Origin of the sequence: Nonomuraea sp. NPDC005650 (assembly GCF_040605375.1) — a bacterium.
Taxonomy (GTDB): Bacteria; Actinomycetota; Actinomycetes; order Streptosporangiales; family Streptosporangiaceae; genus Nonomuraea.
In genome coordinates this window covers 1-22,555 of sequence record NZ_JBEXCR010000050.1, presented here as the reverse complement: position 1 = coordinate 22,555, position 22,555 = coordinate 1, and the positions used below count along the sequence as shown (strand labels likewise).

Annotated in this window: 20 protein-coding genes; 14 read left to right on the top strand and 6 right to left on the bottom strand. The window is 70.0% G+C overall.

The window, feature by feature from the left end; genetic code table 11:
• Window positions 1-32 precede the first annotated feature (32 nt).
• From ABZS69_RS54580 to ABZS69_RS54565, 4 genes are all read right to left on the bottom strand, one after another.
• A complete protein-coding gene (locus tag ABZS69_RS54580) occupies window positions 33-1,436 on the bottom strand; it encodes an MmgE/PrpD family protein (RefSeq protein ID WP_355389129.1) in 1,404 nt (467 codons plus the stop codon).
• A 13-nt stretch (window positions 1,437-1,449) separates the two neighbouring features.
• Complete coding sequence (locus ABZS69_RS54575; RefSeq protein ID WP_355389127.1) at window positions 1,450-2,244, bottom strand: cyclase family protein; 795 nt, start codon at window positions 2,242-2,244, stop codon at window positions 1,450-1,452.
• A 75-nt stretch (window positions 2,245-2,319) separates the two neighbouring features.
• Window positions 2,320-3,141: an RNA methyltransferase gene (locus tag ABZS69_RS54570; RefSeq protein ID WP_355389125.1), complete on the bottom strand. Its 822-nt coding sequence runs from the start codon at window positions 3,139-3,141 to the stop codon at window positions 2,320-2,322.
• Window positions 3,134-3,904 carry a DUF4184 family protein gene (locus tag ABZS69_RS54565; RefSeq protein ID WP_355389123.1) on the bottom strand — a complete coding sequence of 257 codons (771 nt, stop codon included), beginning with the start codon at window positions 3,902-3,904 and terminating at the stop codon, window positions 3,134-3,136. Before ABZS69_RS54565 ends, ABZS69_RS54570 begins: the two co-directional genes overlap by 8 nt.
• Before the next feature lie 168 nt (window positions 3,905-4,072).
• Here ABZS69_RS54565 and ABZS69_RS54560 point away from each other — a divergent pair, with 168 nt between their 5' ends.
• The 12 genes from ABZS69_RS54560 (at window position 4,073) to ABZS69_RS54505 (ending at window position 19,246) form a co-directional block, all read left to right on the top strand.
• Window positions 4,073-4,708, top strand: a complete 636-nt coding sequence (locus tag ABZS69_RS54560) for a hypothetical protein (protein WP_355389121.1) — start codon at window positions 4,073-4,075, stop codon at window positions 4,706-4,708.
• A gap of 176 nt (window positions 4,709-4,884) precedes the next feature.
• On the top strand, window positions 4,885-6,654 hold the full coding sequence (locus ABZS69_RS54555) for a substrate-binding domain-containing protein (protein WP_355389119.1): 1,770 nt from the start codon (window positions 4,885-4,887) through the stop codon (window positions 6,652-6,654).
• A gap of 118 nt (window positions 6,655-6,772) precedes the next feature.
• A complete protein-coding gene (locus ABZS69_RS54550) occupies window positions 6,773-8,311 on the top strand; it encodes a sigma-70 family RNA polymerase sigma factor (RefSeq protein ID WP_355389118.1) in 1,539 nt (512 codons plus the stop codon).
• Window positions 8,312-8,597: 286 nt separating this feature from the next.
• Entirely contained in the window at window positions 8,598-8,960 is a 363-nt protein-coding gene (locus tag ABZS69_RS54545; protein WP_355389116.1) for a hypothetical protein, read from the top strand.
• Window positions 8,957-10,087, top strand: a complete 1,131-nt coding sequence (locus ABZS69_RS54540) for a GNAT family N-acetyltransferase (protein ID WP_355389114.1) — start codon at window positions 8,957-8,959, stop codon at window positions 10,085-10,087. The genes ABZS69_RS54545 and ABZS69_RS54540 overlap by 4 nt, the downstream gene beginning before the upstream one ends.
• A gap of 141 nt (window positions 10,088-10,228) precedes the next feature.
• Entirely contained in the window at window positions 10,229-11,062 is an 834-nt protein-coding gene (locus ABZS69_RS54535; RefSeq protein WP_355389112.1) for a glycosyltransferase family 2 protein, read from the top strand.
• An 11-nt stretch (window positions 11,063-11,073) separates the two neighbouring features.
• On the top strand, window positions 11,074-12,015 hold the full coding sequence (locus tag ABZS69_RS54530; protein WP_355389110.1) for a glycosyltransferase family 2 protein: 942 nt from the start codon (window positions 11,074-11,076) through the stop codon (window positions 12,013-12,015).
• Window positions 12,012-12,815 (top strand): polysaccharide deacetylase family protein, encoded by an 804-nt coding sequence (locus tag ABZS69_RS54525; RefSeq protein ID WP_355389108.1) that lies wholly within the window; start codon window positions 12,012-12,014, stop codon window positions 12,813-12,815. The genes ABZS69_RS54530 and ABZS69_RS54525 overlap by 4 nt, the downstream gene beginning before the upstream one ends.
• Window positions 12,808-14,124, top strand: coding sequence for a hypothetical protein (locus tag ABZS69_RS54520; RefSeq protein ID WP_355389106.1), 1,317 nt, complete (start codon window positions 12,808-12,810; stop codon window positions 14,122-14,124). The genes ABZS69_RS54525 and ABZS69_RS54520 overlap by 8 nt, the downstream gene beginning before the upstream one ends.
• Before the next feature lie 89 nt (window positions 14,125-14,213).
• Window positions 14,214-17,324 carry a hypothetical protein gene (locus ABZS69_RS54515; protein ID WP_355389104.1) on the top strand — a complete coding sequence of 1,037 codons (3,111 nt, stop codon included), beginning with the start codon at window positions 14,214-14,216 and terminating at the stop codon, window positions 17,322-17,324.
• Window positions 17,325-17,433: 109 nt separating this feature from the next.
• Window positions 17,434-18,609, top strand: a complete 1,176-nt coding sequence (locus ABZS69_RS54510; RefSeq protein ID WP_355389102.1) for a DUF418 domain-containing protein — start codon at window positions 17,434-17,436, stop codon at window positions 18,607-18,609.
• Window positions 18,610-18,613: 4 nt separating this feature from the next.
• Entirely contained in the window at window positions 18,614-19,246 is a 633-nt protein-coding gene (locus tag ABZS69_RS54505; RefSeq protein WP_355389100.1) for a GNAT family N-acetyltransferase, read from the top strand.
• A 7-nt stretch (window positions 19,247-19,253) separates the two neighbouring features.
• Here the strand turns inward: ABZS69_RS54505 and ABZS69_RS54500 are convergent, their stop codons facing one another.
• Together ABZS69_RS54500 and ABZS69_RS54495 are read right to left on the bottom strand one after the other, a co-directional pair.
• Complete coding sequence (locus tag ABZS69_RS54500) at window positions 19,254-19,979, bottom strand: uridine kinase (protein ID WP_355389098.1); 726 nt, start codon at window positions 19,977-19,979, stop codon at window positions 19,254-19,256.
• A 97-nt stretch (window positions 19,980-20,076) separates the two neighbouring features.
• Window positions 20,077-21,072 carry an aldo/keto reductase gene (locus tag ABZS69_RS54495; RefSeq protein WP_355389096.1) on the bottom strand — a complete coding sequence of 332 codons (996 nt, stop codon included), beginning with the start codon at window positions 21,070-21,072 and terminating at the stop codon, window positions 20,077-20,079.
• Between the two features lie 68 nt (window positions 21,073-21,140).
• Between ABZS69_RS54495 and ABZS69_RS54490 the strand changes: the two genes are divergently transcribed.
• A complete protein-coding gene (locus ABZS69_RS54490; RefSeq protein WP_355389094.1) occupies window positions 21,141-22,019 on the top strand; it encodes a helix-turn-helix transcriptional regulator in 879 nt (292 codons plus the stop codon).
• A 219-nt stretch (window positions 22,020-22,238) separates the two neighbouring features.
• Window positions 22,239-22,555, top strand: a 317-nt coding sequence (locus tag ABZS69_RS54485) for a hypothetical protein (protein WP_355389092.1), incomplete at its 3' end; no start/stop codon positions are given.

Here is a 22,555-nt window from a genome sequence, read left to right as displayed (position 1 = left end):
TATCCCGGTTGCCGGCGGACAAACGATCAACCTCACCCGGCGACGGTCAGGCGGAGCAGGGGCGTCACCGAGGGAGCCGAGGGAAGATCCCCCACCGCCGCCAGGAGGGCGTCCACCTGGTCCGGCGGCAGCGCCCGGCCAGCGTTCGCGCGGAACTTGACCCCCAGCTCGTCCGCCGTCAGCGGGTGCTCCGGCCCGCCCCGCGAGGAGTCCACGCGGTGTTCCAGCGTCGAGCCGTCGCGCAGCCGTACCCGCATCACCGCTGCGAACGCACGCGGGAAGATCTCCGACGCCCGCTCGTCGGCCACGCAGCGCACCCGTCGCGCCAGCTCCAGCCGCTCCGGGGACAGGGCGGCGAAGTCGTCCAGCGAGAGCCCGAGCCCGCCGCCGCCGTGCAGCGCCGCCGCCACCGTGTAGGGGCCGGAGAACTTCGCGTGGTACGGCGACCTGGGGGCGGTCTTCTCCTCCCGGGGCTCCGCGATCGTACGCAGCACCGGGGCGGGCACCCCCAGCTCGATGTCCTCGACGTCGTCCGGGGACAGGCCGCCGGCCCGCAGCGCCAGGGCGCAGTCGATGGCGGGATGGGTGAAATGGTTCGTCGGGTAGGGCTTGTAGACCGTGCGCAGGAGTTCCCACCGGTCGCCCAGGTCCGACAGCAGCGCCGCCTCGTCGTAGCGGCCGTCGAGCCACGCCTGGAAGAAGCCGAACCGGCCCTCCAGCACGGTCGGCGGCCCGGTCACGCCCTCCAGGGCGAGCACCGCGGCAGAGACGCCCGCGTGCGCGGCCCAGCCGCAGTGGACGCGCTTGATCGTCCCGCCGGTGCGGTTGGCCTCGATCACGCCCGCGCCCATGCTGGCCGCCACGCCGACCGCGTGCGCGATGCCGTCCGCCGTCAGGTCGAACAGGAGCCCAGCCGCGACCGCGGCGCCCAGCGTGCCGCAGATGGACGTCGCGTGCTGGCCCTTCTCGAAGAAGAGCGAGTTGCGCGCCTCGGGCAGGTAGGAGGCCATGCCGAGGCGGTTGCACACCTCGACGCCCGCCGCGATCGCCGCGGCCAGCTCGGCGCCGCTCGCCCCCGTCGCCTCGGCGGCGGCCAGCGCGGCGGGCACCACGGCGGCGCTCGGGTGCAGCACCGACGGCAGGTGCGTGTCGTCGTAGTCGAGAGCGTGCGCCAGGGTGCCGTTGGCCAGCGCCGCGGCCGGCGCGGGGAGCCGGTCGCCGCTGCCGATCGCGCTCGACTCCTCGACGCCGCCCCACCGGCGTACGGCGCGCAGCACGGCCGGCCCCGCGTCGCCGTCCGGCTCGGCGTAGGCGGCCAGGCAGTTGCCCAGCACGTCGAGCAGCCGTCCGGTCACATCGTCGCGCACCCGGTCGGGAACGCCCTTGTCGCGGCAGGCGGCGGCGAACTCGGCCAGCCGCTGGACATGGGTTGTCATGGTCTCTCTCAGCTCAGTCGATCACGGCGAGCGGACGGACGGGCGCGCCGGTGGCGCCCACGACCGGCAGCGGGTTCAGCACGAGCAGGAACTCGCGTGCCCCCGAGTCCAGCAGCTCGGACAGCCGCATGGTCTCCACGATGTTGATGCCGGACTCCACCAGCATGATCCGGTGCACCGGCAGCGTGGCATGCCCGCGACCGGGCGCGATGTGCTCGAAGGCGATGGTCTCGCCGCCCACCACGCGCGGGCGGCGCTCGGCCAGCCAGCGCCCCGCCTCGGCGCCCGGCCCAGGGACGCCGGCCCGCTGCCCGATGAACTCCTCCGCGGACGACCAGAGCCGCGACCAGCCGGTGCCGATGAGCACGGCGTCGCCGGGGCGGATCTCCAGGTCGCCGGCGGCCCGCGACAGGTCGTCGGGGGTGATCTCGTAACCGGCCGGCAGCGTCTCCACGCCGTGCACGGCCGCCACGTCGAGCAGCACGCACCGGCCCACGTACGGCTCGAAGGTGTCGATGCCCAGCGCGCCGAACCCCTCGTGCGACATCAGCTCGGACGCGGGCCGGCCGCCGTACAGGAGCCCCTCCTGCGAGACGTGCGCGAGCGCGTCCACGTGCGTGCCGACGTGGCCGCCCGTGACGATGATCTCGTTGGCGGCCGAACCGCCGTCGGCTCTGACCATGTCGCCGTGCCTGCGCTCCAGCGCCATCCGGAACGGGGGGTGGTTGGGTGACTGCGGCATGCCTTTGCGCATCGGCTGCGCGAGATCCAGGACACGCGCCCCTTCCAGTGCCTTCCACAAGGACATCTCGGACGGCTCTCCTTTGTTCCGATCATGAAAACGGCGTCTCGACAGTACACAAGACGGACAAAACCGCCCCGATCAGCCCACCCGATCCGCGGACCGCATCAGCCCATGGCAGGCGATGGCCGCGGCGGCCACCACGTTGAGCGAGTCGACGCCCGCGGCCATCGCCGCCGCGCTCATCGGGATGCACACCGCCTGATCGGCCTCGTGCAGCCAGTGGGACGAGAGCCCGTCGCCCTCGGAGCCGAGCAGCAGCGCGACCCGGTCGGCGAGCTCGACGACGTCCAGGGGCGTGGCCGTCTGGTCCGGAGTCAGGGCCAGGGTCTGGAAACCCGCCTCCCGCAGCCGTGCCAGCCCGCCGAACCAGTCGTCCATCCGCGCGTACGGGATCGAGAACACCGCGCCCATCGACACCTTCACGGCCCGCCGGTAGAGCGGGTCCGCGCACCGGGGCGACAGCAGGACCCCGTCCACCCCCAGGGCGGCGGCGCTGCGGAAGATGGCGCCGATGTTGGAGTGGTCGACCAGGTCCTCCAGCACGAGCAGCCGCCCGGCGCCGCCCTTCAGCAGGGTGTCGACGGCGGGGAGCGGGAGGCGTTCCATCGAGGCGAGGGCACCGCGGTGCACCTGGAAGCCCGCTATGCCCGACATGATCTCGTCGCTCACCACGTAGACGGTCGCGTCGCCCAGGACGTCCTCAAGGGAGGCCAGCCAGCGGGGCATCGTCAGGACCGAGCGGATCGGGTAGCCGGCGCCGATGGCCCGCCTGATCACCTTCTCCCCCTCGGCCAGGAACAGGCCGCGCGACGCCTCCAGGCTCTTGCGCAGCTCCATGTCCCGAAGCCGGGTGTAGTCGGTCAGGCGGGGGTCGTCGGCGTCGGTTACGTACTCAAGCACCTTCCGATACTGCCATGCGCCGCCTGACCTGCCAGACCGCCGCGTAGCAGGCGAGCACCAGGCACAGGCCGATCACCGTGCCGGCGCCCGTCTTGGTGATCACACTGGGCAGGCCGAGCCACGGGACAGGCTCGTCCACGAGAGGCCAGAGGAACGCTCCAGCGACCGTGCCGACCGAGCACAGCGCCATGACGGCCACGCGCACGCGCGGGGTGATCCGCAGGCGTTCCGGTACGGGGGCCGCAGGCATCCTGGACAGGCCGCGCCAGGCCCACCACACCACGACGGCCAGGCCGATCACGGACGAGACGTACTGCAGCAGCCGGAAGAGCCTGATCACGCCCATGATCGAGATCGCCAGCCAGCCGCCCCACTCCGCCGGGCCGGTGGAGTGGGTGAAGGAGTCCCACAGGACGTGGGAGCCCGCGCCGATCACGCCCCCGACGGCCATGGGGAGCAGGCGGAGCCGGGCGGGCGCCAGGAGCGCGGCGCGACCGGCCAGCGAGGGCGGGAGCAGCGAGATCAGCGGGTCCCGCAGGACGGCGTGGAAGAACGGCAGCAGCACCAGCACGGCGGCCAGGTCGATGGTGACGACGCCGAGCCAGGAGTGCCAGTTGCCGTAGTCGGGCAGGAACGGCAGGAAGATCGGCAGGTCGGGCACCATCGCCCCCAACGCCAGCGCCCACGGGTCGGCGAACCTGCGCACGCGCTCCGACGACATCAGCGGCACCACCGCGGCCATGTGACTGGGCGTGAACGGCAACCGGCCCTCCCTCGGCGATCCGGGCAACCTTCGCGACCTGGCGATCACCGCTCATTATGCGGGCAAGCTTGACCATTCTTTGCTCGAACGAAACTACGCTACGGTCTGTAATGGGTAAGTTACGTATCGCTGTCGACGGCCGGATAGCCGGGAGTGCGGGGGGTCACGGTGCCTGACCAGCGGATTCATGAGCGTCCGGCCGCGTCAGCCGATTGGCTGCGAGCAGCCCGCGCCGCCCGGTCGCTCTCCGTGGCCACGCTGGCCTGGCTGAGCGTGGAAAGCACGCTCGGCCTGGCCGCCGGCCTGTCCGCCCACTCGCTGGCGTTGATCGGCTGGGGGCTGTCGGCGTTCGTGGAGGCGGCGGCCAGCCTGATCGTGGTGTGGCGGTTCACCGGCGCCCGCACGCTCTCGCCGAGCGCCGAGAACACCGCCAGGAAGGCGGTGGCGGTCAGCTTCTGGCTGCTCGCGCCCTACCTCATCCTGCACGTGGCGCACGACCTGGACGCGGGGCACCGGGCCACGCCGAGCGTGCTGGGGATCGTGGTGACGACGTTCAGCCTGGTCAGCATGCCGGCGCTGGGCATCGCCAAGCGGCGGCTCGGCGCGCGCCTGGCGTCGGAGGCCACCTCGGGCGAGGGGACGCAGAACCTCATCTGCGCGGCCATGGCGGCGGGGGTGCTGGCCAGCCTGTGGCTCAACACGCTGGGGTGGTGGTGGGTCGATCCGGCCGTGGCGGTGGCGCTGGCGGCGGTCGCCGTACGGGAGGGCACCCGCGCATGGCGCGGCCACCACTGCTGCCACTAGGACCCTGATCTCTCATAAACCGTTACGCACGCGGCCAACACCCACCACAAAGCGTAATCACCGCACCAAAAGGGCTGTTTTCCCACACTCACCACACCGAGTATCGTTCCCGGAGTATTGCGGAGCATCTCCCGCTAGGGTCTCCGGAAGGTCTCAAGCACACCTAAGAGGACATCGTGGGGCGACACCGCACAGACGAGCTTGACGGCGGATACAGAGCGCACGAACCCCCCGCCCGCAGACGGTCGAACGGCCGCGGCCGGGTTCTGGTACCGCTGGCCGGTGCCGTCGCGCTGGCCGTGCTCCTCGGTGTCGCCGCTTTCGTGATCTTCAACCGCGACCACGACTGCTCGGGCGGCAAGCTGGCGCTGCGGGTCGTCGCGACGCCCGACATCCAGCCCGCGCTGAACAAGATCGCGGGCAACTACAACAAGGCCATGCACTCGATCGACAGCAAATGCGTCGAGGTGACGGTGGCCAAGGAGGCCGCGGCCAGGACCGCGAACGCGGTGGCCGCCGGCAAGGCCAAGGCCGACTTCTGGGTGGCGGACTCCAGCCTCCTCATGGAGAGCATGCGCAACTCCCCGGCCGGCCAGGCGCTGCCGCAGATCGAGGGGTCGATCGCGACCTCGCCGGTGGTGCTGGCGACGGCCAAGTCGTCCGCGTCGAAGCTGAGCGGCGCCCTCCAGCCGAGCTGGGCCGCCATGATCTCCGCGGCGAACGTGGCCAACGTGGACGGGCCTGGCAAGAAGGTCCGCGTCCTCGCCCTCGACCCGCAGAAGAACTCCGCCGGGCTGGCCGCGCTGCTGGCCGCCGCCGGCACCGCGAAAGAGAGCGGCCTGGACAAGGCGCTGGTGGGCGCGTTGAAGGAGCTGTCGGGCCAGCTCGCCTCCGACTCCACGGCGCTGCTGGCCAGCCTCACCGTGAAGTCCGGCAGCAGGGTGCCCATCGGCGTCACCTCCGAGCAGGCCATCTACGCCCACAACTCGAAGAAGCCGGAAGCGCCGGTGGTCGCGCTCTATCCCAAGGAAGGCACGCTCAACCTCGACTATCCGGTCACGGTCCTCACCAAGGACCCGGCGGTGCTCAAGGCGGCGGCGGACTTCAAGCAGGACCTCGCCACGGAGTCGGCCAAGAAGGCCCTGCGCGACGCGGGCTTCCGCAGCACCGACGGCAAGGCGGGCGACTCGCTGGCCAAGGACAAGGGGTTCAACCCGGAGACGCCGACCGCGCTGGAGCCGCCGGACGGCGCCACCGTGTCCAGGATGGTGCAGACCTGGTCCAGGCTGAACCTCGGCAGCCGCCTGCTCACCCTGCTCGACGTCTCGGGCACGATGGCGCTGCCGGTCCCCGGCACGGGCATGACCCGCATGCAGGCCATCAACAAGATCGCCACCGAGGGCCTGGGCCTGTTCCCCGCCGACTCCGAGCTGGGGCTGTGGACGTTCTCCACGCATCTGGACGGACAGGACAAGGACTGGAAGGAGCTCGTCTCTCTCGGGCCGGTCAGCGAGTCGGTCAACGGCACGCTCCGCAAGGACATGCTGGCCAAGGCGTTCGGCTCGATCCAGGCCAAGGCCACGGGCGACACCGGGCTGAACGACACGATCAAGGCCGCGTACACGCAGCTGACGAAGACGTACCAGGAAGACAAGATCAACACGCTGCTGGTCCTCACGGACGGCGCCGGCAACGACGACCCGGACGGCGGCGTCGAGAACGCCGAGATCCTGCAGTTCCTGAAGAAGACGTACAACCCGAAGCGGCCCATCAGCATCCTGCTCATCGCCTTCGGCCCGGAGGCCGAGAAGGGCAAGCAGCAGATGGACGCCCTGGCCAAGGCCGCGGGCGGCGAGGCGTACATCGCCAAGAACGTCCTGCAGGTGCGCGACTTCTTCCTCCAGGGCATGGAACGCCGCCTCTGCATGCCGGGCTGCGACGGCTGAGAGGCCGCCCAGGTGCACCCATATGCCCGATGGGCATAGAGGGCGAACCAGCCAGAAAGGGGACGCGTCCTCTCCGCGTGGGGCTTGAGTGCCCGTTCTACCCGCGGGGAGGGGATCCGTGCCTGGATGGCCGTCTGTCGATCGTGCCGAGGATCAGGAGCTGGTCGAGGCTCTACGGCGCGCGGACACCGACGCTCCCGCCAAGCTGTACGACTGCTACGGCGAGCGGCTGCACGACTATGCCGCCTCGTTCGCCCAGGACCTGGCCGCCGACGCCGTCCATGACGCCCTGGTCATCGCGCAGGGGTGCGTGCACCGGCTGAGGGAGCCGGTCAGGATGCGCGCCTGGCTGTACGCGCTGACCAGGTTCCAGACGCGGGCCAGGATGGCGCACCGGACCCCGGTGGACGGCGTGCCGCTGCCGGAGATCGAGGCGCAGGACGACCCCGAGCTGACCGACCTCGTCCACGAGACGCTGGGCGAGCTGAGCAGGAACGAGCGCGAGATCCTGGAGCTGTCGCTGCGCCACGGCCTGACCCCGGCCGAGGTCGGCGCGGTGCTCGGGCTGACCTCGCGGCAGGCGGCGAGCAGGCTCGCCAGGGCCCGCGACCACCTGGAGAACGCCGCCGCGGCCGTGGTGCTGGCCAGGACGGGACGGGCGCACTGCCCCGACCTGTCGGCGATGCTGGATGGATGCGAGGGCCCGCTCACCCCGCTGCTGCGGCGGAGGCTGTCGGGGCACATCAGCGGGTGCGAGGTGTGTACCGAGGGGCGGCACCGGCAGGTCTCGGCGGCCCGGCTGCTGGATCTGGTCCCGCTCGCGTACCCGCCGATCTCGCTGCGCCGCCGGGTGATCGACACGTGCGTCAACCCCGAGCGCGACCAGACCCGCACCCTGATCACCGATCGCGGTGACAGCTTCGACCGGACCGGGTTCCCCGCGGCCGTCGAGCACCGCTCGCGGCGGCGCAGGCCGCGCCGCCTGGCGCCGGTGCTGCTGGCGGGCGCGTGCGTGCTGGCCGCGACGGGGGCCATGGTCGTGATCAACGGCCGCGACGTCTCGACCAAGTCCTCCGCGCGGCTCGTGCCCTCCGTCTCCACGCCCTCGCTCGACCTGGGCGAGGAGAGCCCGACGCCCGATCCCTCGCCGGAGGACGACGAGCTCACACCGGCCCCCACTCCCACCCCGACGCCGAGCCGTACCCCCAGCACCCGCGCCACGCCGGCCGAGCGGCCGAGCGCCCGGCACGCCGCCGGGCCGACGCCCACCCGCCGCAGGCCCGTGCCCGGCGCCCGCCTGCGCATGTCCTGCCCGAAGGCGATCGAAGGCGCGGCCAAGATCGGCCTCGGCGCCCGCAACGCCGCGGTCTCGTGGGTGGCGACCGCCTCGCAGGGGCTGGACGTGTTCCCCGCGAGCGGGTCGATCAAGGCGGGCGGGTCGGTGGCGATCTGGGTCACGATCACCGACCCGAGCGCCGCCGGCCGCGGCCGGGTCGCGTTCACCTCGAACGGCGGGAGCGCCAGCTGCTCGCTCTCCTGGGACGGCGACGAGCCCGAGACGTCCGATCCGACGGACGACCCGACAACCTCCAGCGAACCCAACTCATCACCCTCCGTGACCACGTCAGCCGAGAATACGGAGAGTCTGGACGGGTAAAGCGGACACCAAGCCGAGTAGATCAACTTTTCTTGCCAACAAACCCGGATAATTCGGACCCTGGCTCGAAGAACCTCGGTCACATAGGGCATTCTGGAGTGCCTGGGGGCCAGGTCCGGGCCGGCGTTCGCTTGACCGTGTGTTGAACATCACACGAGAAATCTCCGCCTGTCGGTAAACCGGGATGCGCCTCCAAGCGTCGGCATTGACGTGTCCTGGCGCAGATTGGTCCCATGAACTGCGATCAATCGTGCTTTAACCAGCAGAAGCAGGAGAGAAAAGGGAGATGCTCAAGCACCGGAGAGCGCTGACCTGGTTGGTGGCGCTCGCCTGCATAGCGGGGGCGGTCGTCGCGCTGTTCGACATTCAGACGCCGCTGCGCCCGTTCTTGATCTCTCTGTTCCTTCTGGTCGTCCCAGGGGCGGCAGTGGTGGGACTGTTGCGTGATCGTGACCCCCTTGCCGCACTATCAGTAGGAGCAGCGGCAAGCCTCGTGCTGAACGTGCTCCTCGCCCAGGCCATGCTGCTCTTCGGCGCATGGTCGCCGCGGGCGGGCGTCGCGACGGTCGCCGTGCTCGGAGGGTTCATGTACGTGCTTCGCATGTTGTACCGGGGGAAGAGCATGCAGACCCAACAGGGGGCCAGGTGAACATCCAGGTAGTTCGGCCCAGAGAGCTCGGAGACTCCGAACGGGCGCGATGGCGGGAGCTGCAGAAGGCCGACCCGAGTCTGGACAACCCGTTCCTTTCCGTCGAGTTCGCCGTGGCGATGGACCGTTTGCGTGATTACGTGAGGGTGGCGGTCATCTCCGACGAGAACGGCATCGCGGGGTTCTTCCCGTACGAGCGGCACAGCTTCGGCATCGGCAAGCCGCTCGGCGGCTTCCTCACCACGTGCCATGGCCTGATCTCGACCCCCGACCTGAAGCTCGACGCCAAGGCGCTGCTGCGGGCCTGCAAGCTCAGCGTGTTCGACTTCGACCACCTGGTGGCGGGGCAGCCCACGTTCGCCCCGTACGAGCAGGATGTCCGGCCCGCGCCGGTCATGGACTTCACCGCCGGGTTCGACGCCTGGATCGATCAGGTCAAGTCCAACTCCCCGAAGAACCTCAAGACCGTCCGCTACAAGGAGCGCAAGCTCGGCAGGGAGCAGGGCGAGCTGCGCTTCGAGTGGGGCTCGGCCGACCCCGAGGTGCTCCGCACGCTCCTGGCCTGGAAGTCGGATCAGTATCGAAGAACTGGCCGCGTGGACAGGTTCGCCCAGCCGTGGATCGTCGAATTGACGGACATGATGCATGCCGAAAAGTCATCGGACTTCGCGGGCGTCCTGACCATGCTCTATGCCGGGGACGTACCGGTAGCCGGACATTTCGGCCTCCGGACGGCAACCACGCTTGTAGGGTGGTTCCCCGCCTACGACACCGAGTTCGCCCGATACTCGCCGGGCATCGTCCATCATCTGCAGATGGCCGAGGCCGCCGCGAACGACGGCGTGCACATGGTGGACATGGGCAAGGGCGGCAAGGAGTACAAAGACTGGCTCAAGAGCGGGGTCCTGTACGTTGCCGAAGGCCGCATCTCGCGACCGTCCGCCACGGCGGCCGTTCACTGGATGGGCAGAACTCCTTTCAACAAAGCCCGAACAATTGTCATGGACAGGCCGTCTCTTTATAGGGCGGCCGACCGTGTCCTCAAGGGCTTCGGTCGGGTGCGCACCTCGATGCAGCAGCAGGAGTCACCCAACGGAGTAGTGAAAGAACCAACGGGAGCGCGCTGAGCTCTCCCAAGTCCCGGCAGACACCCTCACAGCACAGGACCCTTCAATGCACCGTTCACCGGTTTCGCCATTCCCGCAGCACCCGGGAGCGGCACCGACCGGACCGCAGCAGGGCGGGGTCCCGGAAGGATTTCCCTCGCCATGAGTCCCGAGATAGCCAAGCACAACGGCAAGCTGCAAGCCTCGCCCTTGCGGTCGATGCCGCCCCCTTCGAGCTTCACGCCCGTCACGCCGCACCTGGCCATTTCACCGACGGTGAGCGTGGTCGTACCGGCGATGAACGAGGCCGAGAACCTGCCCCACGTCTTCGCCACCATCCCTCAGTGGGTGGACGAGATCGTGCTCGTGGACGGCAACTCCGTCGACGACACGGTCGCCGTGGCCAAGCGGCTGCGGCCCAACGTCAAGATCGTCACGCAGACCGGCAAGGGCAAGGGTGACGCCCTGTCCGCCGGCTTCGCCGCGTGCACCAGCGACATCATCGTGATGATCGACGCCGACGGCTCGACCGACGGCCGCGAGATCATCAACTTCGTGGGCGCGCTGGTGACCGGCGCCGACTTCGTCAAGGGCTCGCGCTACGCCTCCGGCGGCGGCAGCGACGACCTGACGCTGAACCGGCGGCTGGGCAACAAGGTCCTGACCGGCATGGTCAACGTCATGTACAACACCAAGTACACCGACCTGTGCTACGGCTACAACGCCTTCTGGGCCCGTCACCTCGACGCGCTCAACCTCGACTGCGACGGCTTCGAGGTGGAGACGCTGATGAACGTGCGCGCGGCCAAGGCCGGGTTGAAGGTGCACGAGGTGCCCAGCCACGAGCGCAACCGCATTCACGGCGAGAGCAACCTGCACGCCGTACGAGATGGCTTCCGCGTGCTCAGGACCATCCTGAGGGAGTGGCGTCGCCAGCCCGCTCCCGTTCAGCCTGAGCCGACCGCCACTCCCGCCGCTGACCGAGGCGTCGCTTAAGAAGGAACGCTGTGAACACGTCTGTTGTCATCTGCGTCTACACCGAAGAGCGGTGGGAGGACATCAGGCAGGCAGTCGAGTCGGTCGAGAACCAGACCCGCCCGGCACACGAGCTGATCCTGGTGGTCGACCACAACCCCGACCTGCACCTCAAGCTCAAGCGCTCGTATCCGCAGGCCATTGTGGTGGAGAACACGCATGAGAAGGGGCTGTCGGGGGGCAAGAACACCGGAGTGGCCACGGCCAACGGTGAGATTGTCGCGTTCCTCGACGACGACGCCGTCGCCGACACCGGGTGGCTGGAGGCTTTGGAGGAGGGCTTCCAGGAATCCGGTGTGGTGGGCGTCGGAGGTCGCACGGATCCGCTGTGGGCGTCCAAGCGGCGCCCGCGGTGGTTCCCGTACGAGTTCGACTGGACGGTCGGCTGCACGTACCGCGGCATGCCCGAGGTACGCGCGCCGATCCGCAACGTCATGGGCGGCAACGCCGCGTTCCTGCGCGACGTCGTGTCCGAGGTGGGCGGGTTCCACAGCGGCATCGGGCGCAGCGTGCAGGGGCGCAAGTCGCGGCCGCTGGGGTGCGAGGAGACGGAGTTCTGCATCCGGCTGAGCCAGCGCAAGCCCGGCTCGGTCATGCTGTTCGAGCCGCGGGCCGTGATCGGGCACAAGGTGTCGAAGCAGCGCGAGCGGTTCGCCTACTTCAGATCCAGGTGCTATGCGGAGGGCCTGTCGAAAGCCCTGGTGACGAAGGAGGTCGGCACCCAGGACGGGCTGGCCAGCGAGCGGGCCCACGCGCTCAAGACGCTCCCGCTCGGCGCGCTGCGCGGAGTCGGCGAAGCCGTCCGCGGCGACGTGGGCGGGCTCGGCCGGGCCGCCGCGATCGTGATCGGGCTGGCCTGGACGACCTGGGGTTACGTGGTGGGCTCCGTACGGCTGAAGGCGGCACGATCATGACCCGCATCCCGATCCTGATGTACCACTCGGTCACGGACACGCCCAACGACGAGACCAAGCCGCACTCCGTGCGGCCCTCGGACCTGGCCGAGCAGCTCGCGTACCTGTCGGAGAGCGGCTTCACCCCGCTCACCCTGGGCGACCTCGTGGCCTCGCTCAACCAGAACAACGGCCGCTCGATGCCGGACAAGCCGATCGTGGTGACCTTCGACGACGGCTACGCCGACTTCCACAGCCAGGCCCTGCCCCTCCTGGAGCGCCACAACTTCCCGGCCACGGTCTTCCTGACCAGCGGCTGGGTGGCCGACGCGGGCAAGGAGGCGGCGGGCCGGCCGCTGGACGACATGCTGTCCTGGGGCCAGGCCCGCGAGGTCGCCCAGACCGGCATCGAGATCGGCGGCCACAGCCACAGCCACCCGCAGCTCGACCAGCTCCGCATCGAGGACCTGCGGCAGGAGCTGCGCAGGAACAAGGGCCTGCTGGAGGAGAAGATCGGCGCGCCGGTCGCCACCATGGCCTACCCCTACGGCTACTCCAGCGCCCGCGTCCGCCGCGAAGTACGCAAGGCCGGCTATTTCGCCGCCTGCGCCGTGAGCAACACGATCGCCGCCGACCGGCACGACATGCTCGCCATCCCCCGGCTGACGGTCGGCAAGCACACGACCATCAGCATGTTCAAGCGCGCCGTCGAAGGCTCCGCCGTACCTCTCATCTACCTGCGCGAACGCATCCTCACCAAGGGGTACGCGGTCGTGCGCAGGACGAGGTACGGGCTGCAGCGGGTGCGCGGAAATGTCTAGGGTCTGGGGGAAGATCCTCCACGACCTCCGTAACCCGCTGTTCCGCCAGGGCTACGCGCTGATGGCGAACACCGTGGTCACCGGCGTGCTCGGCATGGGCTACTGGCTGCTGGCCGCCCGGCTCTACTCCCCGGAGGAGTTCGGCCGCGGGCAGGCGGTGATCACGGCGATGCGGCTGTTCGCGTCGCTGACCGCGCTGGGGTTCGTGGGCGCGCTGGCCCGCTTCCTGCCGGTCGCCGGTCGCCGCACCCCCGAGCTGGCCCTGCGCGGGTACGGCCTGGCCGCCGCCACGGGCGGGGTCGCGGCGCTCGGCTTCCTGCTGACGCTGCCGATGTGGGGCAAGACGTACTCGGTGCTCAGCGGCTTCTGGCCCGGGCTGTTCTTCCTGGCGTCCGTGCTGGTGTGGGCCGTCTTCACGCTCCAGGACGTCGTGCTGACCGGGCTTCGGCGGGCCCCCTACGTGCCCGTGAACAACCTGATCTTCGGCCTCGTCAAGATGGGGCTGCTGGTCGCGCTGGCCGGGGCGCTGCCGTCGGGCGGGATCTTCGTCTCGTGGGTCATCCCGACCGCCCTCGCGCTGATCCCCGTCAACTGGCTGATCTTCGCCATCGTGGTGCCCAGACACGTGGAGAAGAGCGACGCCGCTCAGGAGCCTCCTCGGCTGCGCGAAATTGGAAGGTTCCTAGCTGGGGACTTTCCCGGGACGCTGTCCATCCTGGGCATCGTCTACCTGGTGCCCGTGGTGATCGCCACGCAGGTGGGCGAGGCCACGTTCGGCCGCTTCTCGATGGCGCACACGCTCGCGAGCATGATCGAGCTGCTGGCCATGAACATGGCGGTCTCGCTGACCGTCGAGGGCTCTTTCGACCGTGCCAAACTGGCCGAGAACTGCCGGCGGGCGCTGCGGCGGGCCTTCATGATCGTCACCCCGATCATCGCGGTGGCGATCCTGGCGGCGCCGCTGATCCTGACCATCTTCGGCTCGGCCTTCGCGGACGAGGGCACGACGCTGCTGCGGCTGATGTCGCTGGCCGTGCTGCCGAGGGTGCTGATCGAGGTCTATCTGAGCGCGCTGCGGGCGCAGAGCCGGGCCCGTACGCTGGCGACCGTGCAGATCGGGCTGGCCGTGCTCGTGCTGGTGTCCACCGTCGTGCTCTTCCCGTACGCCGGCGTGAACGCGGTGGGGTACGGGTTGCTCTTCAGCGAGCTTCTCGTGGCAATTTTGATCTTCGGGAATCTGCGTAAAATTCTCAAGGTCGGCGAAACCCGTACGCCGGTTGTCACCCAGGGGTCCTCCGGGGCCGCATGATGGTCAACGTGAAGCAACGGGACGGCGATGGCATTGCAAACTCCTCGGAGGTGCGCGGGGAAGTGCGCGGAGACAAGGAGGAGTCAGACGTGCCCTTCGATCCGGAAGCCACCGGGGTCATCCCGAAGCTGACGCTCGACACCGTTTCCGCCGAGGGCCCGCCTTCGGAGGACGCCGAGCCGGACTCGGACACGACGACGGTGCTCCGGCTGCCGGCCGCCTTGCACATCGGGCGCCCGCCCACGGTGGAGGAGGCCGCCGACCCGGACGCGACGGGGACGGTGACCACGCCGGTGCAGGAGGCTTCCGCGCCGACGACCGACTCCGCCGACACCAAGCCTGGCCTCCGCCCACAGGCACCAAGCGGGCCGCAGTCCGTCCGGCCGCAGCCGTCCAGCGGGCCGCAGCGCGTCGATGGCGCTCGGGCCGACGGCGATGGGACGGGGGGCGCCGCCGCATCCAGCGCTGCCACGTCCAGCGCTGCCACGTCCGCCGCTGCCAAGAGCACCGCGCCGACGAAGGGCGCTACGCCCACGGCGCCCGGCGAAGCCCCCGCCAAGGGGCCGAACGGCAAACCCGGCACCGCCACCCCCAGCCCCACCGCGTCCAGCCCCGCCACCTCCGGACCCGCCGCGTCCAGCCCCGACGCGCCCACCGCCGCATCCGGTGCCGCCGCGTCCGGTGCTGGTAAAGGTGCTGGGCCTGCGAAGGTGTCCGCTGCGGTGTCCCCTGCGGAGGCGCCGGCCAAGGCGCTGGCCAAGGGGCCGGCTGGTGGTGCGGCGACCGCCAAGCGGCCCGTCGCCGAGACGTCCGCTGCCGGGACCGCGCCCGTAGTCCGGCCCGCCTCGCCGGCCGCCGGTGGGACCGCCGCGCAAGGGAGCGGCGCGCAAGGGGCGGCGGTGGCGCCCGTGGAGGGGCTGCAGCAGGCGTCGCCCGCCGTGGCACCGCCGACGGCGCCCCTGCCGGGCGCCGCGCCCCAGGGAGCCACGAAGCCCCCGGGAGCCACGAAGCAGGCCACGCCCCAGCAAGCCGCCCCCGGCAAGCCGCGCACCCTCGGCGGGCGCATCGGCGCGCTGGTCGCCAGCGCACCCAAGTGGCTGCCCGTGCTGCTGGTCCTCGAGGGCCTGGCCATGTACATCCTGGCCCTCAAGGTCGCCCCAGGCCCCCTGCGCGGCGTGGACCCCAGCAAGATCGACGGCCTGGGCCTGATCTCGGCGCTCCCGACGACGGCGTTCATCGCCATCCTCATCATGATCGTGTCGTTCTTCGTCACGGTCGCCCAGAGCACCGACCGCAAGTTCCTCCTGCTGTTCCAGATCGCCGCCATCACCTTCGCCCTGCACGGCGCGGGTGCCCTGGTGGCCACGGCGCCGCGCTTCCCCACCGCGTACATCCACGCCGGTTTCGTGGAGTTCATCGCCAGGACCGGCGAGTCGGCCATCAGCATCGACGCCCGCATGGGCTGGCCGGGCTTCTTCGCGCTGTTCGCCTTCGTGACGAAGGCCGCCGGGATCACCGACCTGACGCCGATCCTGCAGTGGACGCCGCTCGTCTCGAACCTGCTCTACCTGCTCCCCTTCGTGCTGATCCTGCGCCAGGTCGTGGCCACCACGCGGGCGCGGTGGTTCGCGGCGCTGCTGTTCGTGCTGGTGCAGTGGATCGGACAGGACTACTTCTCGCCGCAGGGCTTCACGTTCGCCTTGTATCTGGCGTTCATCGCGATCCTGCTCAGATGGTTCGGACGGGTCGAGCAGCGGACGAAGCCGATCCCGCCCAAGGGCCTGCGCAAGCGGCTCGGCAAGCTGGACTCGATGACCCCGGGCGAGCTGGCCAACACCGGCACGTACCGGGCCGACAAGCTGCTCATGCTGATGATGCTGCTGGCGCTGTTCCTCGCGGCGGTGGCCTCGCACCAGATCACCCCGTTCATGATGCTCGGGGTCGTGACGGCGTTCCTGATCTTCAAGCGGACGTCGCTGACCTGGGCGCTGCCGTTCTTCCTCGGCCTCATCGTGCTGGCCTGGATCAGCTACATGACGGTGGGCTTCTGGTCCAGCCAGATCGGCGCCATCTTCGGCGGCTTCGGCCGGATCCTGCAGAACATCGGCAACAGCACCGGCGACCGCATCGAGGGCAGCGACCCGGCGCACGCGCTGGTGCTGCAGGCCCGGCTCGGCATTCTCGTGGTGATCCTCAGCCTGGCGGCCACGGGGCTGTTCAGGCGGTTCCGGCGCGGGGTGTTCGACCGGTCGGCGCTGATCCTGCTCTGCGTGCCGGTGCTGGCGCTGGGGCTGCAGAGCTACGGCGGCGAGATCGGGCTGCGCATCTACATGTTCGCGCTGCCCGGGGCCTGCCTGCTGGCCGCGTACGCGTTCTTCCCCAACCTGCCGGCCGACAGCGCGGACGTGCGCGAGGAGACCGTGCCGCTGCGCAGGCGGAACGTGCGCTTCAACCCGCAGCTCACCAAGAAGCTCTCGGTCGTGCTCGCGGCGTGCTTCGCGGTGCTGTTCGCGTTCGCGTTCCTGCTGGCCAGGTACGGCAACGAGAAGTTCGAGCGGGTCACCACGGGTGAGGTGGCCGCGCTGCACTACGTCTACCAGCACGACAAGCCGAGCGCCAAGGTGCTCTACCTGGTGCCCAAGACGGGGCCGGAGGTCACGCCGACCCTGCCGTGGGGCGAGAAGGACGTCGAGCTGGTCAACTTCGGCGTGCAGGCCCTGGTGCACAAGGATCCGACGCAGGTCGCTGACGCGATCGCGGCGCTCAAGGAGCAGCCGCGTAACTCGTACCTGATCGTGAGCCGCGGGCAGGTGAGCTACCTGCAGCTCAACGAGGGCTTCCCGGACGACTGGGGGGCGAAGTTCCGCGCGGCGCTGGACGCCTCGCCGGATCTGAAGCGGGTGTTCTCGAACGAGGACGCGGCCCTCTACACCTGGAAGAAGTTCGTCCGGGGCACCGAGATCCCCGAACCGCAGCCCTACAAGGGACGCGGTGACCCCACCACCCCGTGGACGCCCGTGGGCGTCGGCGCGCTGGCCGTGACCTGGGTCTCGCTGCTCGCGTACGAGGTCATCCGCCTCAACGGCCCCAACCGGGCGCGCAGGACCAGGAAGCGCCTGCTCTTCCTGGCGGTGCCCGCTTTCGTGGTCGCACTAGCGGTGATCATCGAACGATTCATCTACATCGCACAAAATAACTAAATTCACAGGAAACACTCAGCTAGTGCGGGATGATGTTCTCCGTATGAGGACTCAGGAGAAACTCCCCGCCATGCCGAACGCACGACTCGCGGCCGCGAGGATCGCTTCCGTGGATGCCCTCCGAGGCTTCGCACTCCTGGGCATCCTCGTCGTGAACATCGCCTTCCTGGCCTCCGGCTACCGGATGGCCGGGATGGCCGAGCCCGCCTTCCAGTCGCCCCTGGACTGGACGGTGCGGTTCACCGTGACCCTGCTCGTGGAGAACAAGTTCTATCTGCTGTTCTCCTTCCTGTTCGGCTACAGCTTCACCCTCCAGGTCGACTCGGCGGCGCGGCAGGGGCGCCCGTTCGGGCCGATGTTCCTGCGCCGGCTGGCCGGGCTGCTGCTGATCGGGCTGGCGCACGCCGTGCTGCTGTTCCCCGGGGACATCCTGACGACGTACGCGGCCGTGGGCCTGGCCCTGCTGATCTTCCGCAAGCTCCAGCCCAAGGCCGCCGTGGTGCTGGCGGTCATGCTGACCGCGATGCTCGCGCTCGGCTTCGTGCTACTGGCCCTGCTCGCCACGTTCGGCCTGGACATGGGCGGCACGGTGGCGGACTCGGCCGCGGAGGCCACCAAGGCGGACACGGCGCTGGCGGCCTCCGCCTTGCAGATCATCTCCGAGCACCTCAGGAAGCTGTCGCTGATCATCGTGTTCCGGGTCCTGTTCCAGGGGCCGGCGGTGCTGGCGGCGTGCCTGATCGGCCTGGCGGTCGGCAAGCTGGGCGCGCTGCGCGACCTGTCGGCCCACACGAGCACGCTGCGCAAGCTGCAGTGGGCCGGGTTCACGGTCGGGCTCACGGGCGCGTTCATCTACACGACGTCGGCCTGGCACGGCACGATGCACAAGTTCTGGGGCGAGGCGGTGGACCTGGTCACGGCCCCGCTGCTGGCGGCCGCGTACGCGGCGACGTTCCTGCGGGTGCTGCCGTACATGCCGCGCATCGCCCGCGCGCTCGCGGCGCCGGGCCGGATGGCGCTGTCCAACTACCTGGCGCAGTCGCTGATCTGCTCGCTGATCTTCACCGGGTACGGGCTGGCGCTCGTGGACCGGGTCAGCCCGCCGCTGGAAGTGCTGATCGCGCTCGGCGTCTTCGTCTGCCAGGTCCTCTACAGCCATTGGTGGCTCAAGAGGCACCGGTACGGTCCCGTGGAGTGGATCCTGCGCTTCCTTACGTACTGGCGCAAACCCGACCCCAGCCGCCCGCACCAGGCCCGCCACTCCTCGGCAACCCTTCCGGAGTAACCCCATGCGCCACTGGCCCGTACTCGGCCTCCGCCTCACCACGCCCCGCCTTGAGCTCCGCATGCCCTCCCTGGAGGATCTCGACGAGCTGGCCGAGCGGGCGCTGGAAGGCGTGCACGATCCGGGCGTCATGCCGTTCGGCGTGCCGTGGACCGATGCCCCCGCCGCCGAGCTGCCGGGGAACGTCATCCTGCACCAGCTCGGCGTCATCTCGCGCTGGCGGCCCGAGCGGTGGTGCTGCAACTTCGTCGTCGTCCACGACGGTCAGGTGGTCGGCACCCAGGATCTGTCAGCGCACGGCTTCCCGGTCACCCGTGAGGTGCACACGGGCTCGTGGCTGGGCCGCGCCCATCAGGGGCGGGGCCTCGGCACCGAGATGCGCGCCGCCGTCCTCCACCTGGCCTTCACGGGGCTCAGGGCGCTGACGGCGGTCTCCAGCGCGTTCCAGGACAATCCGGCCTCGCTGGGCGTCTCCCGCAAGCTCGGCTACCGCCCGGACGGGCTGATGGTCGACGAGGTACGCGGCCGGCGGGCGGTCCAGCAGCGACTCCGCCTCGACCGGGCCGACTTCACCGACCCCGTCCCGGTGCGGGTCCACGGCCTGGAGCCCTGCCTGCCGCTCTTCGGGCTGCGCTGACTCCCGATCAGGGCTGGACGATGCGCGGCCGGTCGAAGGCGGTGTTGTCGATGACGGCGTCCATCCGCTTCAGCGGGTCGGCCTCCTGCAGATAGATGCGCTCGGCGACCAGGTACCGGTTCCGGTGGATCGACTCGGCCTCCGAACCGGCCCAGTCCTGGTCGCGTTCGGCTCCTCTGCGTACCGACAGCTCGGCGTCCACGTCCAGCCAGATCCGGAAATCCCAGTACTTGTCGATCTCGGGGCGGAACGCGAACACCCCGTCCACGATCAGCACCGAGTCCGCGGCGAGCGGTGTCGTCGTCCCCGAGTGATCGAGCTGCGTCAGCGGATCGATGCCGCACAGCGCGCAGGACGCCGCCTCGGGGGTTCGGGCGGGCTCCAGCAGCAGCCGCCTGACCGCCTCGTAGTCGTAGGCGTTGCGGTAGTACCCCTCGCCCGACTCGCGGTCGTAGAGGTGCCGGTCCTTCCACGGCTTCTTGAAGTCGTCCAGGGTGGCGCGGAGCACCGGCCGCCCCGCCCCGGCGATCTCCTCGGCCAGCTCGTGCCCGAAGCTCGTCTTGCCCGCGGCGGTGAACCCGTCGATCCCCACCAGCACCCGTCCGTCGCCACGGGTCAGCGCCTGCTCGGCGACCTGCTTCACGAGCACGGTACGTTCCGGCGAGGCAGGGGGCGGGCAGGGCTGCTGCCACGTCGAGACGGAATATCGCACCCGCGTATCAGGAGATCCCACCAGCACACCCTATCCACGGACATTTCCCCCAACGTAGGAAGGTCACGTCGCGGGCGTGGCCGCGGAAGCCCGGCGCCCGGCAGGTCGCGACCCCAGCTCAGCGCTCGCTGTCCAGATCGGCCATCGCCTGGCTGGGGTATCGGTCACCTCGGGCGGCGCCGCGCGGGACGAGGTCCTCGATCCGCGCCAGCTCCTCGGCGCCGAGAGTGACACGGCCGCTGTCGACCAACGTGTCGACCTGGTTCAGGCGTCGCGAGCCGACGATCGGCACGATGTCCTCGCCCTGCGCCGCCACCCAGGCGATCGCCAGTTGCGCGACGGAGGCGGCCTTCGCGGCGGCCAGTTCCTCCAGCCGTGCGGCGAGGGCGGCGTTGTGCTCGCGGTTGGCGCCTTGGAACCGCGGCGACACCGTCCGGGCTCCCTCGATCGCTCCGCTGCCGCCGATCAAGCCGCGGGACAGCACACCGTACGCGGTGATGCCGATGCCCAGTTCGCGGCACACGGGCAGGATCTCGTCCTCGATGCCGCGGCTGAACAGCGAATACTCGATCTGCACGTCGCTGATCGGCGCGACGGCCGCGGCGCGGCGGATCGTCTCCGCCCCGACCTCGCTGAGGCCGATGTGCCGCACGTACCCCTTGTCGACCAGCTCGGCGATCGCTCCGACGGTGTCCTCGATGGGCACGGACCGGTCGAGCCGGGCCGGGCGGTAGACGTCGACGTGGTCGGTGCCGAGGCGCTGCAGCGAGTAGGTCAGGAAGTTCCGCACGGCGGCGGGGCGGCCGTCGATCCCGGCGAACGCGCCATCCGGGCCGCGCATGGCTCCGAACTTGACGGAGAGCACGACCCCGTCCCGGTCCCGGCCCTCGAGCGCGCGCCGGATCAGCCATTCGTTGTGTCCCGCGCCGTAGAAGTCGCCGGTGTCCAGCAGGGTGCCGCCTGCGTCCAGATAGGCGTGCAGGACCCGTACGCCTTCGTCGTCGTCCGAGGGACCGTAGGCGCCGGACAGGCCCATGCCGCCGAGACCGGGCGAGGAGACGGCGGGACCGGTGCGGCCGAGGCGGCGGGTGCCGAGAGGTGTCGTCGTTGTCATGCCCCCACTGTGTGGGCTGCCGCGCACCCGGACCAGGACCACCTCATCCAGGGACAACCTGTCCCTGGATGAGGGTGCGGGGCGTCCGTACGCTGGTGGGCGTGATCGACCGTGCCGGGCTTGCCGACTTTCTCCGCCGCCGCCGGGAGCTGCTGCGCCCGGCTGACGTCGGCCTGCCCGAGGGCGTGCGGCGCCGTACGCCCGGGCTGCGGCGCGACGAGGTAGCACAGCTGGCCGGCATGTCCAGCGACTACTACGCCCGGCTGGAGCAGTGCCGCGGCGCGAACCCTTCCGAGCCGATCGTGGCCGCCCTGGCCCGCGCGCTCCGCTGCGACCTGGACGAACGCGACCACCTGTTCAACCTGGCCGGCCTGGCACCCCCGGCACGCCGTGCCGGCCGGCACATCCGCCCCGGACTGATCAGCCTGGCCGACCGGCTCACCGATGTTCCGGTCCTCATCTGCACCGATCTGCACGAGGTGCTGTGGCAGAACGCCCTCGCCGGCATCGTGCTCGGCCGCCAGGAGCACCTTGTCGGCCTCGCACGCAAAATCGCGTGGCGGTGGTTCACCGAGCCGGCCTCGCGCGCCATAAGCCCGCAAGAGGACTGGCCACGGCATTCGCTGGCGCAGGTCAACGACCTGCGAGCGACGTACGCGCGCCGCGCCGGCGACGACGACGTCGTGGAGCTGGTGCACGAGCTGTTGAAGCACAGTACGGAGTTCCGCGAGCTGTGGGAGCGGCACGAGGTCGCGGTGCGACGTTTCGACCGCAAGCGGCTGCTGCACCCGGAGGTCGGAATGCTGCACCTGACCTGCGAAGTGCTGTTCGCCCCCGAGGAAGACATCAAGGTGCTGGCGTACTTCCCGACCGAGGGCACCGACGCGCGGGAGAAGCTCGACCTGTTGCGGGTTATCGGGACGCAGAACTTCCGCGCGACCACCTGACGGGGTCCCCGTGAGGTGAGTGGGCTGATGCGCCCCTCTCAGCTGACCCGCACGATCCGGAGCCTCAGCGCTGTCGTGTCAGCCGCCACGTCAGAACGGCAACAGCCCCATATCAGAACGACCCGCGACAGTAGAGCCCATGAACGGTTCAGCCGGGCACCTGAACAAGACAGAACCGTTCAACCGCCTTCCAAAACAGCATCAAAGGAGCACACCACCATGTCCATCACCCTCACCGACCAGGACCAGACCACCCTGCGCATCGCCGCCTGGGGCGCCGTCTCCCTGATGTCCGCCGCCGGCGCCGCCGGCTCAGCCCACAAGGTCGCCACCGAAGGCTCCATCGCCCTGACCTCCGCCACCGGCCAGATCGGACACGTCCTCACCAAAGCCCCCAAGGGCGTCAAGTACGGCAAGACCGTCGCCGAACTCGCCGACCAAGTCCTGCCCGCCCTCACCGCATCCATGACCCTGCTCACCCAGCACGACCCGGCCGAGGCCGACAACTTCCGCAACACCGTCATCGTCGCCATCAA